General features: G+C 65.5%; 11 protein-coding genes. 8 read left to right on the top strand and 3 right to left on the bottom strand.

The annotated features are described in order from the left end of the window. Positions 1-222: 222 nt before the first annotated feature. Entirely contained in the window at positions 223-795 is a 573-nt protein-coding gene (locus LB310_RS09380) for a helix-turn-helix domain-containing protein (RefSeq protein WP_087189619.1), read from the top strand. Between the two features lie 9 nt (positions 796-804). Beyond that, positions 805-2,502 (top strand): AMP-binding protein, encoded by a 1,698-nt coding sequence (locus LB310_RS09375; protein ID WP_301154981.1) that lies wholly within the window; start codon positions 805-807, stop codon positions 2,500-2,502. A 54-nt stretch (positions 2,503-2,556) separates the two neighbouring features. Here the strand turns inward: LB310_RS09375 and LB310_RS09370 are convergent, their stop codons facing one another. Together LB310_RS09370 and LB310_RS09365 are read right to left on the bottom strand one after the other, a co-directional pair. Continuing rightward, positions 2,557-2,964, bottom strand: a complete 408-nt coding sequence (locus LB310_RS09370) for a pyridoxamine 5'-phosphate oxidase family protein (RefSeq protein WP_162611490.1) — start codon at positions 2,962-2,964, stop codon at positions 2,557-2,559. Positions 2,965-3,035: 71 nt separating this feature from the next. After that, positions 3,036-3,476 (bottom strand): OsmC family protein, encoded by a 441-nt coding sequence (locus LB310_RS09365; protein WP_087189622.1) that lies wholly within the window; start codon positions 3,474-3,476, stop codon positions 3,036-3,038. A 319-nt stretch (positions 3,477-3,795) separates the two neighbouring features. Here LB310_RS09365 and LB310_RS09360 point away from each other — a divergent pair, with 319 nt between their 5' ends. After that, positions 3,796-4,179, top strand: coding sequence for a helix-turn-helix domain-containing protein (locus LB310_RS09360; RefSeq protein WP_087189623.1), 384 nt, complete (start codon positions 3,796-3,798; stop codon positions 4,177-4,179). 68 nt (positions 4,180-4,247) lie between these two features. On the opposite strand, the gene LB310_RS09355 is transcribed toward LB310_RS09360, so the two are convergent. After that, entirely contained in the window at positions 4,248-5,828 is a 1,581-nt protein-coding gene (locus LB310_RS09355) for a CdaR family transcriptional regulator (protein WP_278805013.1), read from the bottom strand. A gap of 279 nt (positions 5,829-6,107) precedes the next feature. On the opposite strand from LB310_RS09355, the gene LB310_RS09350 reads away from it, so the two are divergent. The 5 genes from LB310_RS09350 (at position 6,108) to LB310_RS09330 (ending at position 16,700) form a co-directional block, all read left to right on the top strand. Then, positions 6,108-8,519 carry a molybdopterin-dependent oxidoreductase gene (locus LB310_RS09350; RefSeq protein ID WP_278805011.1) on the top strand — a complete coding sequence of 804 codons (2,412 nt, stop codon included), beginning with the start codon at positions 6,108-6,110 and terminating at the stop codon, positions 8,517-8,519. Positions 8,520-8,528: 9 nt separating this feature from the next. Next, positions 8,529-9,152: a 4Fe-4S dicluster domain-containing protein gene (locus tag LB310_RS09345; protein ID WP_278805009.1), complete on the top strand. Its 624-nt coding sequence runs from the start codon at positions 8,529-8,531 to the stop codon at positions 9,150-9,152. 15 nt (positions 9,153-9,167) lie between these two features. Then, complete coding sequence (nrfD, locus tag LB310_RS09340) at positions 9,168-10,487, top strand: NrfD/PsrC family molybdoenzyme membrane anchor subunit (protein ID WP_301154978.1); 1,320 nt, start codon at positions 9,168-9,170, stop codon at positions 10,485-10,487. After that, the gene (locus LB310_RS09335; RefSeq protein WP_278805006.1) at positions 10,471-11,196 is read left to right on the top strand and encodes a molecular chaperone; all 726 of its coding nucleotides are present in this window, start codon (positions 10,471-10,473) and stop codon (positions 11,194-11,196) included. The genes nrfD and LB310_RS09335 overlap by 17 nt, the downstream gene beginning before the upstream one ends. Positions 11,197-11,345: 149 nt before the next feature. Beyond that, the gene (locus LB310_RS09330) at positions 11,346-16,700 is read left to right on the top strand and encodes a M60 family metallopeptidase (protein ID WP_301154977.1); all 5,355 of its coding nucleotides are present in this window, start codon (positions 11,346-11,348) and stop codon (positions 16,698-16,700) included. The last annotated feature ends 19 nt before the right edge of the window (positions 16,701-16,719 follow it).

Here is a 16,719-nt window from a genome sequence, read left to right as displayed (position 1 = left end):
GCAAAGTGCGACTGGAAGGGGTGTCTTGCGAAGAGCGCTCGGCCGCGCACCCGGCGCGGTGCCGCGAGCCGGGGAGCTCGTGCTGCCGCGCCAAGTTGCCGAGCCCGCACACCTTCCGCGCCCCGTGCGGGCTCGCAGGCCGTTTCAGGGGGTGCGCCCCGCCCCGTTTCGGGGGATAATGGCCGGCATACGATTTCGCGTCGAGCAAGAGGGGATTGCCGTATGGACGAGAACAAGCTGGGGAAGAAGATCACCATCCTGCGCGAGGCGCACCACCTGACGCAGCAGGACCTGGCCGACCGCAGCCAAAGCGACCTGTCCGTCATTGCGGGCCTCGAGGCGGGCGACGTTCCCGCATCCCTGGCGCCGCTCATCAAGATCACGCGCGCGCTGGGCGTGCGGCTGGGCACGCTCATGGACGACGACGAGAACCTGGGGCCCGCCTACATCGATGCCGAGCAGATGCGCGAGGTCGAGCGCGTGAAGAGCCTCGAGACCACCTCCGGCGGCGACCTCAGCTACTTCAGCCTGGCGGCCGGCCGCCCGTCGCGCCATATGGACCCGTTCGTGATCACGGTGGATCCCACCGGCGAGACCGACCACGAGCTGGTGGGCCATGAGGGCGAGGAGTGGCTCTTCGGCATGGAGGGCTGCATCGAGATCGAGTACGGCCGCGAGGTCTACGTGCTACACCCTGGCGAGAGCATCTACTACGACTCCATCGTGCCGCATCAGGTGCGCGCCCACGACGGGCAGAAAGCCAAATTCTTGGCCGTCGTGTACACGCCGATCTAGGGAGGCGACATGACGACCGAGGAAACCCCCGTGCCCGGCCCCGTCCCGGGCGACCCCGACTACCCGCTTCACTCCGAGAAGACCATCGGCCGCTACTTCCGCGACCAAGTGGCCATAGACCCCGACCACGAGTTCGTCGTGTACCCCGACCGCATGCTGCGCTGGACCTACCGCGACTTCGACGAGCGCACCGACAACCTGGCCCGGGGACTGCTCGCCATCGGCCTGCGCCCCGGGGATCACCTGGGCGTGTGGGCGCGCAACATCCCCGACTGGCTCACGTTCATGTACGCCACCGCCAAGATCGGCGTGGTCATGGTCACCGTGAACCCTATCTACAAGTCCCACGAGCTGGACTACGTGCTCAAGCAGTCGGACATGAAGGCGCTCTGCGTCATCGACGCCTACCGCGACGTGGACTACCTGCAGATCATCCGCGAGCTCGTACCCGAGACGCTCACGCAGCAGCGCGGCTACCTGGAGTCCGAGACGTACCCCTGCCTGAAAAGCATCATCTACATGGGGCCCGAGAAGCACCGCGGCTGCTACAGCGTGCCCGAGCTCATCCTGCTCGGGCAGCATGTGCCGGCCGACGCGCTCGAGGAGGCGGAAACGCACTTCGACAACAACAGCGTGGTCATGATGCAGTACACCTCCGGCACCACGGGCTTCCCGAAGGGCGTCATGCTCACGCACCGCAACATCCTCAACAACGGCTTCTACATAGGCGAGGGGCAGAAGCTCAGGCCACACGACCGCGTGACGCTGCCGGTGCCGTTCTTCCACTGCTTCGGCTGCGTGCTGGGCGTCATGGCCAACCTTACGCACCGCTCCACCATGATCATCGTGGAGGACTTCGACGCGGGGCTTGTGCTGCAGGCCATCCACAAGGAGCGCGCCACGGCCGTCTACGGCGTGCCCACCATGTTCATCGCCGAGCTCAACCATCCCGACTTCGACACCTTCGACCTGTCCAGCCTGCGCACGGGCATCATGGCCGGAAGCCCCTGCCCGCCCGAGACCATGCGCGAGGCCATGGACAAGATGAACCTCGCCGAGATAACCATCTGCTACGGCCTGACCGAGACGAGCCCCGTGTTCACGCAGACGAGCGCCGACGACGACATAGCGCACAAGTGCGAGACGGTGGGCCGGGCGCACCCGCCGGTGGACGTGCGCGTCATCGATCCGGCCGACGGCCACATCTGCGGCGTGGGCGAGCCGGGCGAGCTGTGCTGCAAGGGCTACAATGTGATGAAGGGCTACTACAAGATGCCGGAGGAGACAGCGCGCGCCATCGACGCCGACGGCTATCTGCACTCCGGCGACCTGGGCACCGTGGACGAGGACGGCTACTACCGCGTGACCGGCCGCATCAAGGACATGATCATCCGCGGCGGCGAGAACATCTACCCGCTTGAGGTGGAGAACTTCCTGCTGACCATGCCCGGCGTGCTGGACGCCCAGGTGGTAGGCATCCCGGATGCGCGCCTCGGCGAGATCGTGGGCGCGTTCATCCGGGTGCGCCCCGGATACGAGGGCATGACCGAGGAGGACGTGCGCGCCTTCGCCATCCCGCGCATCGCGCGCTACAAGGTGCCCAAGCGCGTGTTCTTTGTGGACGATTTCCCCATGACCCCGTCCATGAAGGTGCAGAAGTTCAAGCTGCGCGAGATGGCCGAGGATCTGGTGCGCGCGGGGAAGTAGGGGTTCCTCGTCCGCCTCGGCGTATCGCGTGCCCGCCGAGGCCGGACCCCCCCCTTATGCCAGGCGCTTGCCGGCCGTCTCGCCGGGGGTGACGGAGTAGACTTCCTCCACGTGGAGGAAGCACACGCCCTTGCTCGTGTAGTCGTAGCCCATCGAGCTTAAGATAGCCTGCACCTGCGCGGCCACCTGCTCGTAGCGAGGGCCCTCGTCCTCGTAGGTCACCGTGCCCTTCACCTGGAAGCCGCCCTCCTCGTCCCACACGGAGAGCGCCACGTGCGGGTTAGCGCGCAGATTGGCGAGCGACTTGTTCAGGTACTGGTCGGATACCATGACCGTCTCGTCGTCCCATGCCTGCTTCATGCTCACCGGCACCACGTTCGGCACGTCGTCCGTGCACGTGGCGAACGCCGCCGCGTAGGCGTTGTTCACGAGCTCCTGGCACTCCTTCGGCATCTTCGCCATGAGAAACCCCTTTCCCTGCAAGACGTGTTCCGCGCCGCCGCACCGCGTACGGACGGCGGCGCGCCCTTCCGCTATTCTACGACAACCTCGGCGCATACCACCGGCACGGGCGCCTTCAGGCAGTCGCTCACCGGGCAGCGCTCCTCCACGAGCGCCGCCAGCGCGCGGGCCGCGGCCCCGTCCTCGCTTTTCAGGTGCATGCGGAAGCGTACCTCCTGCAGGCCGTTGCGCACATCCGGCGCCTTGCCCGTGAAGCCGTCGGGATCGAGGTCGCCCTCCACCTCCACCCGCACACCGTCGAGCGGCGCCCCCTGCATCCGCGCGAACAGCAGCGTGGCAATGGCTTGGCAGGCGCCGAACGCGCACAGCAGCCCCTCCACCGGGTTCATCGACGTGTCGGTGCCGCCCGATTCCTTCGGCTCGTCGAACACGAGCTCGAACCCACGACACGAGCCCTTGACCTGCAGCCCCGTTCCCGTTGATGCTATTTCCGCCTTCATCGTCTCAAGCATGGCGTACCTTCCCTTCCTCGATGGCGCTGCAATCGCAACGCGCCCTTCTGGGCCAGTTTAAGGCGGCTTGTCTGGACGTGTTAAGTGGTCGGCGAAATATTGAGTCACTCGAGTTTTTTTGAGCGACTTCCGTCAAGGAGTGCTGCGGGGTATGGTGTGATGGCGCGCCATCGAGGACGATTTTCGACGGGAGAGGCCCCTTCTTGTCATTCTGGGCGGAGGCGCGAGGCGCCGCAGTCGAAGGATCTTCAACGATGGGCATCCCTTGTGGTCGAAGATCCAGAGGCGCGCGTTGCCCGTTCGGCGAAAGGGGAGGCCCATGGCGTACAAGCGCAAGCTCGAGAAGGACATCCGGTGCCCGCTGGAATACGGCTTGGACGTGTTCGGTGGCAAGTGGAAGTCGCGCATCCTGTGCGTGCTCTCCGACGGACCGCTGCGCTACAGCGTGCTGCGCGACGAGATGGCCGACGTGAGCGATGCTGCGCTCGCATCGGCGCTCAAGGATCTCGTGGCCGACGGCCTGGTCGTGCGGCACCAATTCGAGGAGATACCTCCGCGCGTCGAGTACGCCCTTGCAGCGAAGGGGGAGTCGGTCATTCCCGTGCTCCAGCACATCTGCCAATGGGCCGGCCTTTTCCATCGGGACGTGGCCGACCTTGCGCTCGCCCGCTGCCGCCGCTGCGATTACGGCCGCCCTTCGTGAAGATTGGCGTCGTCAGATTGTGCTTCTGATGGCGTCGGGCTTGCGGTTCCGTCCGCCCTCGCCAGCTCCTACCGCCGTGCCTGCGCGAGCAGCCGGCAGCTCAGGTGGACGCGCAGCAGGTCCGTGCCCGCGGCGGCGGGGCTCTCCAGGTCGATGCCGGAGAGGGCCTTGATGCGCTTCAGGCGGTAGGCCAGCGTGTTGCGGTGGATGAACAGGGCCTCGGCCGTGCGCGTGGCGTTGCAGCCGTTCCCCAGGTAGGTGAGCGCCGTCTCGACGTACGCGGCGCCGTCCTCGGCGTCGGCGCGTGCGAGCGCTACGGTCGCATGGTCGAGCAGCCAGGATGCGTCGGTGTCCAGGGCCAGGCGCACGCGCATGTCCTCGAACCAGCAGTCGTCGTAGAAGCACGACAGCGTGGAGCCAAACGCGCCGCCCATCCTCGCATCGTCCACGAGGCCGTAGGCGAGCGCCGCCTGGTCAGCTGCCGTGCGCACGAGCGAAAAGTCCGCAAACAGCGACGAGAAGCCCGCACGGAACCGCGGCTCGACGCCCGCCTCCACGTCGCGGGCTGCATGCCGCGCGTGGAGTGCAGCCAGCGGGTAGTCGGCGTCGCGCGCCACCATGAGGGCTGCGTCCCCGTCGTCGAAGAAGCGGGCGCGCGGGTAGACCTCGGCGATGAGCCTCACCGTCTGGCCGCGCGCGCCGGCGTCCTCGGCCGGCTCCGCAGTGCCGAAGCGCGCGACGAAGAAGTGGTCGTCGGCCCGCCAACCCGCCTTCGACAGGGCGTACTCCAGCACCTGCGGGCGCACCGGCCGCCCGTCCAGCAGGTCGCGTAGCGGCCCGAGCGGCTCCTCGGCCGGTTGCGGCCGGCCCTGGTGCGGCATCACGAGCGTCAGCAGGTTGCCGAGGTAGTCCACGAGTGCGAAGTCGGCTGGCTGGAAGGGTGCGTTCACGTCCACGAGCTCGAAGCAGCCGTAGTACGCCTCGCCGCACACGAGGTTGCGCACGAGGTAGCTACGCCCGTCGCCGGTGGCGTTCTCCATGAGGAACGCTCGGTCCTGCGCGCCAGGGTCGGACGAGCCCGCTGCCCACGCCTCCATGCACAGCTCGATGGGGCACGCGCCCGTTGCGATAGCCGACGTCCACAGCCTATCGTCCAGCTCCTCGGGAAGCCTGCCCGCCACCAGCACGAAGTAGAGCGTGGCGTCCGAGAGCATGAGCGGGTTCGCGAACTGCTCCGCGGCGATGTCGAACACCTCCTGCAAAGAGGCGTCCCGCGCCATAGCCGTGAGAAGGGTCTCGGACCATGCGTCAAGGCGCAGGCGCATCTCCAGAAGGCGCGCGAGCATCTCGGCGGGCGCGGGCAGGCCCGGGCCGGCGGGCACGTAGAGCACGGGCGGCGTGTCCGCCTCATCCGCTTCCTCGGGCGGGGCGTCGGCTCCCAGCACGAGGAAGGACCCGGCAGTGGCGAAGACGTCGTCCAATGCACCGAACGAGGCCACGTCGGCCACGAAAAGGCTCCCGGTGCGCGGGATGCTCAAGGGCCCGAGCACCTCCACGCGGTCGAGGTCGAGCCGGGAGTCGTGTCGGTAACGGGCCGTCGGACCCAAGTCGGCGAGTTCGGCGAGCACGAGGTCGAGGTTGAAATTCACGGTTGCCTCCTTGGGCTGCCACGTGCGGTTTCGGCCGGCGAGCGGCATGGACGGCTCGCAGCGATCGATGACGGATCGGCAACGCCGCCTCCTCGCCGTCCTGATAATTACCTATATCATCAGGTATATCTTACGCCATTGTTCATAATGCACAAAATCGGCGGCACAGATTTCGGCCGACGGGACGATGACGGCCCCCTGTTGCCTCCATACACTGTGCGCCGTCGAAAAACTACCATCATGGTGAAAAGAAGAGCGAACGAAGAGAGGAAGGACCGTATGGAGCTGACGAGGCGCGGGTTCCTCAAAGGGTCTGCGGCGGCTTGCGGCGCAGCTGCGGCGGTAGGCATGTTCTCGACGGGGAGCTGGTTTTCCCCAGCGAAGGCGTACGCAGGCATCGGGCCGGCCGGTGCTGAGGCGTCGGGCGGCGGCAACGAGCACACGGCCTGCACGTACCACCAGGGGCATTGCGGCGGTATGTGCCCGCTCAAGTGCACGGTGCGCGATGGCCGCTTGGTGAAGGTGGAGCCGAACACGTGCGTGGATGACCGCTACGAGACCATCTGCCTCAAGGGCATCTCGGAGGTGCAGCACATCTACGGCTCGCATCGCATCCAGACGCCTTTGCGACGGGTGGGCGAGCGCGGCGCGAACGAGTTCGAGCCCATCAGCTGGGACGAGGCCTACGATGAGATCGTGGAGCGACTCACGTCGCTGCAAAAGCAGCACGGCCGCGACTGCGTCATGGTGGGCGCCACCACCGAGGCCAGCTTCCCGTTCCTCGCACCGATGCTGGGCGCGCAGACCGGCGGCATGGGTGGCATCGACAACGGCACGGGCAACGGCCTCGACCCGGCCATCGGCCACGGCGGCGGCTACGCGTATGCCACGGGCGAGGCGCGCGACTGGACGCGCGCGAACATGGTGCTCACCGTGGGCAGCAACTTCTGCGAGTCTACGCTGCCGCAGGTGCGTCTGTTCTTCGAGGCCAAGGAAGCGGGCGCGAAGATGATTACCGTCGACCCGCACTTCTCCACCACGGCTTCCAAGTCCAACGAGTGGATTCCCATCACACCCGGCACCGATGCGGCGCTGTTCTTGGGAATGGCATCGGCCATCGTGGATAACGAATGGTACGACGAGGCATTTATGGCCGCCCACACCGCCTTCCCGTACCTCGTGGACACTGCCACCGGCAAGCTCGTGCGAGACCACGCCGAGGACCCGGCCGCAGAGGAGCCGGAGACCGGCGAGCAGAACCCCTTCTTCGTGTGGGACGCCGCTGCGAACGCCCGCGCGCCGTACGCGAGCGTGGCGAACCCCGCGCTCGAAGGCACGTTCACCGAGGGCGGCGCGTCTTACAAGACCGTGTTCACCCTGTTCAAAGAAAACCAGAAGCCCCATACGCTCGCCTGGGCATCCGAGAAGACGGGCATCCCGGCCGAGCGCATCGACGAGCTCGCCCGCGCCTACGCGCAGGACGGCCCCGCGTCCATCGCGCTCGGATGGGGCGGCAACGACAAGATGGCCAACGCCGACATCGCCGGACATGCGGCCGCCATGCTCGCGGCGCTCACCGGCAACATCTGCAAGCCCGGCGCCAACATCGGCGTGTTCGTGGGTGGCGCGTGGAACGGCTACACGGGCGACCTAGCCGCTTGGGAACTGCCCGAGGATATGACCTCCGCTGACGACGAGATGGCGGCCTACGATATGCGCACGAAGCAGAACAAGGTACGTGCCTTCATCTGCTGCGGCGACTTCTTCCAGCAGCACTACGCCAACATGAACGCCACCGTCGAGTGGGCGAAGAGCCTCGACTTCATCGTGTCCATCGACCCGTACTTCACCGAGGGCGCCAAGTGGGCCGACATCGTGCTGCCCGCGTGCACGCGCTTCGAGAACGAGGAGGAGGTAGGCAACCTCAAGGTGGGCTACAACCAGCTGGTGCTGCAGAACAAGGTCATCGAGCCGCTGTTCGAGGCGCGCACCGACTTCCGCATCCAGCGCGAGCTGGCCGAGCGCCTGGGTGTGGCCGATGCGCTGCCGAAGGACTCCGGCGAGTGGGTGGCCGCCATGCTTGCCAACTCCGAAGACCCTTACCTCAACGCGCTTACCGTGGACAAGATCAACGAGAACCACGGTGCCTACCCGCTCGAGGGTATCGAGGTACCCCGCCAGGCGTTCCCCGACCTCGTGTTTGGCACCACATCGGGCCGCATGGACGTGTACTACGACAACCTGGTGGACTTCGGCCAGGCGCTGCCCACCTACGAGGATCCCTCCGAGGCCTACGACAGCAACCCGCTGCGCGATACCTACCCGCTGCAGCTCGCGAACGTGCGCTCGCGCTTCCGCATCCACAACCAGTTCGCCGACGCCTCGTGGATCCAGCAATACTACGAGCCCTACGTGGAGCTGAATCCCGCCGAGTTGGACGCGCGCGGCATCGCCGCCGACGACACGGTGGAGGTGGGCAACGACCGCGGCAGCTTCCAGTGCCGCGTGAAGGCGAACCCCGCCGTGCGCCCCGGCTCAGCGCGCATGATCGAGGGTGCCTCGGCCGACTACCTGGCATCCGGGAACCTCCAGAACGTGACGAACGACACCATGGTCGAGCGCGGATACGAGCTCATGACCGGCCCGGTCATCCCGTTCTCGGATACGCTCGTCGAAGTGAAGAAAGCGTAGGGTGACACCATGACGAAACTGGCCATAGCCATCAACAAGGAGCGTTGCGTGGGGTGCCACACCTGTGCGAACGCCTGCAAGATGCAGAACAACGTGCCCATGGGCATGCTCTGGAACCGCATCCTCACCGAGGGCGTGGACACGCTGGACGGCGCGAAGGGGGAGTATCCGAACCTCACGCGCACCTACTTGCCCGTGCAGTGCCAGCACTGCGAGAACGCGGCGTGTTTGAAGGTGTGCCCCACGGGGGCCACGTACAAAGACGATAAGGGCCGCGTGGAGATCGACTACGACAAGTGCATCGGCTGCCGCATGTGCATGGCGGCTTGCCCGTTCAATGCCCGCGTGTTCAACTGGGAAGAGCCCGTGCGCGACCCCGACGTGAACTACGGCGATGTGCGCGTGCCCGTGCGCAACAAGGGCGTCATGGAGAAGTGCACGCTCTGCAAAGAGCGCACCGACGACGGCGACGTGCCCATGTGCGTGCGTGTGTGCCCGGCCCGCGCCCGCACGTTCGGTGACCTCGACGACCCTGAGAGCGACATCTCTAAGCTCGCCCGCGAGCGCGTCGGCGACGTCCACCATCTGCTCGAAGAAAAAGGTACCCGCCCGCAACTCTTCTATATAGGCTAGGGAGGAAAACCCCTTATGAATTTCTCGAATCTCAAGAACCTCTCGGCCCCGTACAAGGTTGCCATGGGCGTGCTGGCCGTGCTGGTGCTGGCTGGCGTGGGGGCGTACGTGTACCAGTTCATGGGCGGTCTGGGCGTCACCGGCATGTCGAACGGCACGTCGTGGGGCCTCTACATCGCCAGCTTCATGTTCTTCGTAGGACTCTCGGCGGGCGGCCTTATCGTGGCGTCGTCCGCGTCCATCTTCCATGTGGCCGAGTACAAGAAGGTGGCGCTTCCCGCCATCCTCGTGTCGCTCATCTGCATCTGCATTGCGGGCGCGTTCGTGCTCATCGACTTGGGCGGCATCGTGCGCATCCTGAACCTGTTCGCGTCGCCGAACTTCATGTCGCCGCTGCTGTGGGATATCTGCGTCATCACCACGTACCTTATTATCAACCTCATCTATCTGTACTTCATGACCTCGAAGAAGCCGGGCGCGCAGAACAAGGTGGCCATCGTGAGCCGCTTCGCGCTGCCGGTCGCCATCCTCGTGCACTCCGTGACGGCCTGGATCTTCGGCCTGCAGATCGCGCGCGCCGGCTGGTACTCCACCATCATGGCGCCGCTGTTCGTGGCCTCAGCCATGGACTCGGGCCTGGCGCTTCTGCTACTGGCGCTTTTGTGGATGAACCGCGCGAAGGTGTTCGCCACGTCGCGCAAGCTCATCGCGAATCTGGCGGGTCTTCTGGCCGTGTGCATCGCCGTGGACGGCTACATGGTGGGCTGTGAGATTCTAACGATGGCGTACCCTGGCACGGAGCATGGCATGGCCGAGCTCGGCCAACTGTTTGCCGGGGCCACGGCGCCGTTCTTCTGGATCGAGATTATCGCGGGTGTCATTGTGCCGTTCTGCATCCTTGTGTTCGCGAAGAACCGCCGCCGCACGGGCCTTGTGGCGCTTGCGTGTGCGGGGGTGGTTGTGGGTGTGTTCTGCAAGCGCATCTGGCTGCTGTTCACCAGTTTCATCTTCCCGAACGTGTCCGGCGCGCCGGGGCTTATCTCGGGGTCGTCCTCGTCACAGGGCGCCGCCGGTATCGACGGGTGGGCGGTTGCTAGTTCGTATGCGCCCACGCTGCCCGAGATTATGATTGCGGTGGGCATGGTGGCGCTCGGCGTGCTCGCGTTCCTCGTGCTGACGAAGGTGTTTTTGACCTACGACCCCGCACCCGCGCTGGCCGACGATGTGGCGGCGGGGCTGGCCCCCGCCGTGCCGACGGTGGGTGGCGCGTCGGTGGGTGGCGCGTCGGTGGGTGGCGCGTCGGTGGAAAGGGCTCCGCATGCCGATGCCTGCTGAGGTCTGGACGCGTCGGGCTCACCGGTTCGCGTTCTTGGGCAACAGCCTGCTCGCTCCGATGACGCCCGATGCCGCATTCGGGCTGGACGAGGCATTTTGGGATGAGTTTGCGGCTGGCGAGGCCGAGAGTCCGTCCATCCACCGCGCGCTCGAGCGCCTGAAGGCCTACACCCGCGCCGCGCAGGTGGACGGTGCGGGGCTTGAGGACGCCGTGCGACGCGTGAATGTGGAATACGCGCGCCTGTTCATCGGTCCGCCGAAGCCCGCCGCGCCGCCCTGGGAAACGATGTACGCGCAGGCTGGGCAGGTGGGGGAGATCGGCTTCGGCCGCGCCACCGTGGCCATGCAAAACCTGCTCGCCGAGGCCGGCCTCGTGTTGGCGAACGAGAACAACCAATACGCCGACCACTTGGGCATAGAGCTGCTCTACCTAGCCGAACTCTGCCAACGCTGCGCCGCCGGTGCGGCCAGCGGGCCCTCGGCTGTCGCGGTGGCCCCGGAAACGCGTGGGGATGCCCTCGCCGCAGCTACGGTCGCCGGTGCGGCGGCGGACGAGGCCCTTGGCTGCGAGGAGCGCCTGCGCGCGTTCGTGCGCGAACACCCGGCCGCATGGGCGCCGGCGTTTCGCGACCGCGTGGCCGAGGCCGCTCCCGACGGCTACTTCGCACCGCTCACCGCTCTGGTGTGCGACCTGCTGGAAGACCTGTAGAGGGAAGGCGCGAACAACGCGCCTTCCCTTGCTTTTTCATGGGCAAAACTCATAGTGTTTCCGTTACCTTTATGCTATCATTTGCGCAGCATATCACGCGGGAGGGTCCCGCACCTACGTAATGGCTGGCGAGAAACGGAAAATCGAACATGAAACGCAGTCCCCGCTTCCTCTCGGCGGCATTAGCCGTCGTCTTGGCCTCTTCGCTGTTCGGCATCCCGGCGTATGCTGTCGATGCTGATGCCGATGACGCTACTCCGGCTCCGCAGGAGTCCCAAGAACCTGCAGCCGACCCCGCGGCTTCCGAGGTGCCCTCGGATACTCCGGCGGTTGTCGAAAACAACACCCTGCCGCCCAACGCGGACCAGCCCAAGGACGAGGCTTCCTCCGACCTGGTGGGTTCGATACGCCTCGCCTTGACCGAGGGTAGAACGGCCATCGTAGACTCCACGATGGGTATCAGCGCAGAGTACACCGTCTCGCTTGATGGTGCCGATGGCTTCCATCGCACCGCGACGGGCAATCCCTCTACGGCAAACCTGCAAAGCATCGTCCGCTTCGACGGCCTGGCCGACGGCACCTACGAGTTCGCGGTGAGCGCACCCGGTTTCCTGACGTATCACCAGCAGGTTGAGATCAAAGCCGACGCCGTGTCTCTCGAGCTGCGCACGGGCGATTTTAAAGTGAATGAAGAGGCGGCGCATCCCGGCCTGATGGTGTCGGGCGACGTGACGGGCGATGGCGTTGTCGGCGTCGATGACGCTAAGGTTGTTGTCGACGCCCTTGAGTCCCTCGATTCCCCCGACGGGCACGATCCCGCATGCGACCTCGACGGCGACGGTGCCGTGACGCTCGTTGACTTGGAGATCGCCGCTGCGAACATCGGCAAGGCGCAGGTGAATGCCACCCTGACCCGCACGGTTTCGGCTGCTGCGACCACAGCCGCGGCAACCAAGGGCACTGTCGAGAGCACGGGCGATATCGCCGACGTGGTCAACGGCATCGCGCCTGTCGTGCTCAAGTCCGAAGCGGAGGCTATTTCGACCGACCATCCCGTTGCGGTCGAGTTCGCCCTCGCATCAGAGAAGGTCGCAGCTCCCCTCGTGAGCGGCATGACCGTGGACGCGCCAAGCGACAACACCATCGAAGGCGGGTTCGTCGAATTCACCTATATCGGCGATGATGGCGTAGAGTACACGGATTCGGCGGAGATATCCTCGTCGGCGGTGCCTGTGCGCTTCTATCGTTCGCGCGCTGCGTCCAAGGCTACGGCGGAAATCGTGAACGGCACCATCGTCATCAACTTTAGCGGCCAGATCGCCGTGAAGAAAGTCACACTCACCATCACGAAAACCTCCGGCAGCAGCAACCTCGCCGAGATTTCCAAGGTCGAGTTCCTGAACAACATGGAAGAGCGCATCCCCGAGCCCGACTTGAGCGCTCCCACGAACTTGCAAGCGGAACCCGGCAGCAAGAAATTCACCGTCTCGTGGAGCGCCGCCACCAACGTGGTGGGCTACGAGCTCTCCCTTACCGCTCCCGGCAAGGACGGCGCCGACGTCACCGAAGTCAAGCGCACCACGTCCACCTCGCTCACCATCACCTCCTTCAATGGCGGCAAGGTCAAAAACGGCATAGAATTCCACGTGAAAGCGCGCTCCACCAACGGCGAGTGGCGCAGCCCGTGGACGGACGAGATCACGGTTACCCCGATCACTTCCAGCAAGCCCGACGCCCCCGAGGGCCTCAAGCTCACGGGCATGTACCGTGGCCTTTCCGCCAGCTGGAAGAACATGGAGGACACCGATTCCTATAACCTGTTCTACCGCGAGAAGACCGACGGCAACGGCCCCTATACAAAGATCGGGAACATCACGTCGTCATCGTACCAGGTGACAGGCTTGAAGGACGACGTCGAGTACCAGGTGTACGTGACTGGCGTGAACGAGATAGGCGAAAGCGGCCCCTCGCTCGCAGCGGTGGCCCGCACGGCGAACGTCAACCCGGCACAGCTTCCCGCGTACCGCTTGGTGAACACGAAAGACGCCGACGGGCGCTATCTGGACCACATCGTATCGGCCACCTACGGCCGCGGCTCCATGGTAGAGAGCCCGCTCGATGCCACCTCGGGCGTCGCGAAGAGCGCGCTCGGGCTGTTCGACGACAACTACGCGTCGTATCTCCAGGTGAACGACTGGGACGAAGGCGGCTACTATCCCGGCTCCAACAAGGGCGTCACCGTGACGTTCGACGAGCCGCAGACGCTCGGCATGATCTCGTTTGCCGAGGTGCAGGACGGCGTGCCGTTCGGCAAGGTGGTGGTGAACTACCTCGATGAGACCAACGTATGGAAGGCGGCGGATGCCACCGTGCAGATGCGCGCGGGCGCGAACGGCCGCAAGTACGCGCTGGCGAAGCTGGCCGAGCCGGTCACTACCGCGAAGGTGAGGGTGGCCACCGGCCGCGCCTGGTGGGCGCCGAACGTGGTCATCGCCGAGATGCGCTTCCATGCCTACGACAGCCTTGAGGCCGACATCATGGCGCTCTATGCCGATGACCTGCACCTCGAGCTCAAATCTGACGTGACGACTGCGACCGTCGACGCCCTTCAGCAGCGCCTCGACACACCGGATGCGGCCAGCGGCGAGTTCCACCCGTACCGCACGGCGCTCCAGACTGAACTTGACGCCGCTCGCAAGCTGCTGGCTACCGAAGGCCTCGAGGGTACGGTGCGCGTGCACAACGGCATCTCCGCGGCGCGTGATAGCTCGCGCAATTTAGGGATAGGCGGCCTCAACGCCTGGCAGCCGCTTGGCGCGGTGGTCGCGGCGGGTGACGAGATCGTCGTGTACGCCGGCGCTGCCGGCAAGGCCACGGGAAGCAGCGCCCCGCTGCGCCTCGTGCTGTCGCAGCAACATGCCGAGGGCGGCGCCACGAAGGTGCTGACTACGCTCAAGGCGGGCCGCAACGAGATCACCGTTCCGCAGCTTTCCACGCTCGACTTCGAGAAGGGCGGCCAGCTCTACGTCGAGTATACTGGCGCGTCAGATACCGAGCAGTGGGGCGTGCGCGTGAGCGGTGCGACCGCAGCACCTGCGCTCGATCTCTACCAAGTAACGGATGCGGCCGAGCGCCTGGCACGCACGACGGCTTACGTCGAAGCACTGGAGGCGTCCGTGCCTGCGCTTGAGGCACAGCACAACGCGAAGCACCGTGACAGCGAAAATAGCGCGGTGAAGTACGCCTATGATGCGCAGAATTGCGTGATGAACGCTACCGATATCCTGCTCGACCAAATGATGTACTCGGTGCCGGCCCAGCAGATCCTCGCCGGGTCCGGCGAGGGCTCCACGGTCGAGCGCGCGCAGAGGCTGCTCGCCTCGCTCGACGCGATGGATCAGATGATGGAGCTGTTCTATCAGCGCAAGGGCCTCGCAAGCTCGTTCGCCGAGGGTACGTCCGCTGCGGTGATAACGGCGAACTCGTTGCCGTCGCAGCACTTGAACATCCGCTATACGCGCATGGGCGCGGGTGCCTTCATGTACGCGGCGGGCAACCATATCGGCATCGAGTGGGGCTCGGTACCTGGGCTTGCGAAGGGCAAACCCGTGGTGGTGGACGAGGGCGGCGCGCTGGTGTCCGGCAACCTGTTCGGTTGGGGCATCGCGCACGAGATCGGCCACAACATCAACCAGTCCCAGTACGCCTACGCCGAAGTGACGAACAACTACTTCGCGCAGTTGACGCGCACGATTGAAACGTACGGCTCGGAGGGTGCTCCCTACGGCGTCACACGCTTCAAGTATTCGGACGTGTACGAGCGCGTGACCTCGGGTGACCAGGGCCGCTCGGGTAGCGTGTTCACCCAGCTGGCCATGTACTGGCAGCTTGCGCTGGCCTACGACAAGGGCGAAGTCTACCAGCTGTTCGACACCTATCAGGAAGCGTTTGAGAACAACTTCTTTGCCCGCGTGGACAGCTACGCACGCCGCACGGACACGGCGCCCGCGCCCGGGGGCAAGAAGCTCGTGCTCGACGGCGGCGAGAGCCAGAACATCATGCGGCTGGCGAGCGCAGCGGCCGAGCGCGACCTCACGGAGTTCTTCACCCGCTGGGGCATGGTGCCCGACGCGACCACGGCCGCCTATATGGGGCAGTTCCCGGCCGAAGAGCGCACGGTTTACTATGTTAACGACGATGCCCGCGGCTATGCGCGCACCCATGAGGACACGGGCGCCGTGGCTGAAAAGGACGTGGTCGAGGCTTCGGCTGTTGCGAACGGCAGCGAGGTTGTGCTGACGCTGGGCGCGGACGCCTCTGCGGGCGACTCTGTGCTCGGCTACGAAATTGCCCGCATCACCTACGCGAACGGCAAGCAGCAGCGCCAGGTGGTGGGCTTCTCCACGGAAGCCACGTACACCGACAACGCCTCGTCGCTCGGCAATCGCACCGTAGCCTATGAGGTGACGGCGGTGGACAAGTTCCTGAACCGCTCGGCAGCGAAGACGCTCGACTCGGTGAAACTTTCCGGAAACGGCCTGCAGGACAAGACCGGTTGGACGGTTTCCACGAACATGGTCTCGCAGCAAGACGTGGTGCCGCCGTCTACCGACGACGACCCCGACGCCCCCGAGCCCCAGCTGGCTTCGGCACTTGCCGTGGACGGCAAAGTCGAAACCGTGTTCACGGGCGTTTCCACAAAGGAGGATCCCTCCTTGACTATCGACATGGGCAAATCGACCCAGGTGACGTCGGTGCGCTACACGCTTGAAGGTGCGGATGCGGCCGCCGCCCTGGGAGCTTACCGCATCGAGACGAGCTTGGACGGGGAGGCCTACACGGCCATTAAGGAAGGCCGGCTGCAGCTGGGGGACGATGGCACGGCAACGCTCTACTTCGACAACGGCGACGATCCGTGGATCTGCACCTATGACGCACGTTACCTGCGCATCACGGGCGTGGGCCAGGCGGGCAAGACGCTTGCGGTGGGCGAGATCGACGTGTTCGGGCCGTCCGGCGACAACGTGGACTTCCTCGCGGCCGGCGAAGGCGAAGCCATCGGCATCCTCAAGAGCGACTTCGTGTACCAGCCTGCCATGGAGGGCCAGGCCGCGCGCTCCATCCCCAAGGGGTCGGTGGTGTTCGTGGGCGACTACAAGGGAAATCCAGCCTACAACGTGGTGATGCTCTACGACGCCCAGGGCAACGTGGTGGGCGGCGTCGATGAGAACGGCAACGTGGTGGCGAACCAGATCATCCTCGCGCCCAACCCCGGCGATGCGTTGCTGGGCGAGACGTCCGAGGGCCGGTGGGTGTACTGGATCGAGCCCACGATGCTCAAGGAGATACAGCTACCTACCCAAGTGCGCGCCGAGCTCTACCGCGTAGACAACGCGCTCACAAACGAGGGCCAGCGCCTGACGAGCGACTCGCTGTTCGCGAGCCTGCCCGAGTATCTGCCCGAAATAGAGCTGCATGGCGCCTCTGCCGCAGCGAACGACTAGCCCGCACCCGCGAGAGGAA

Origin of the sequence: Gordonibacter sp. RACS_AR49 (assembly GCF_030418435.1) — a bacterium.
GTDB lineage: Bacteria > Actinomycetota > Coriobacteriia > Coriobacteriales > Eggerthellaceae > Gordonibacter > Gordonibacter urolithinfaciens.
Note: the sequence above shows the minus strand (reverse complement) of the source record. Positions and strands in the feature narration are given on the sequence as shown.

Bases quoted from the DNA above. Each gene is read 5' to 3' on its own strand.
- LB310_RS09335 (WP_278805006.1), top strand. From the start codon at position 10,471: ATGCCGATGCCTGCTGAGGTCTGGACGCGTCGGGCTCACCGGTTCGCG.
- LB310_RS09345 (WP_278805009.1), top strand. From the start codon at position 8,529: ATGACGAAACTGGCCATAGCCATCAACAAGGAGCGTTGCGTGGGGTGC.
- LB310_RS09360 (WP_087189623.1), top strand. From the start codon at position 3,796: ATGGCGTACAAGCGCAAGCTCGAGAAGGACATCCGGTGCCCGCTGGAA.
- LB310_RS09370 (WP_162611490.1), bottom strand. From the start codon at position 2,964: ATGGCGAAGATGCCGAAGGAGTGCCAGGAGCTCGTGAACAACGCCTAC.
- LB310_RS09380 (WP_087189619.1), top strand. From the start codon at position 223: ATGGACGAGAACAAGCTGGGGAAGAAGATCACCATCCTGCGCGAGGCG.
- LB310_RS09375 (WP_301154981.1), top strand. From the start codon at position 805: ATGACGACCGAGGAAACCCCCGTGCCCGGCCCCGTCCCGGGCGACCCC.
- LB310_RS09350 (WP_278805011.1), top strand. From the start codon at position 6,108: ATGGAGCTGACGAGGCGCGGGTTCCTCAAAGGGTCTGCGGCGGCTTGC.
- LB310_RS09330 (WP_301154977.1), top strand. From the start codon at position 11,346: ATGAAACGCAGTCCCCGCTTCCTCTCGGCGGCATTAGCCGTCGTCTTG.
- LB310_RS09365 (WP_087189622.1), bottom strand. From the start codon at position 3,476: ATGCTTGAGACGATGAAGGCGGAAATAGCATCAACGGGAACGGGGCTG.
- nrfD (WP_301154978.1), top strand. From the start codon at position 9,168: ATGAATTTCTCGAATCTCAAGAACCTCTCGGCCCCGTACAAGGTTGCC.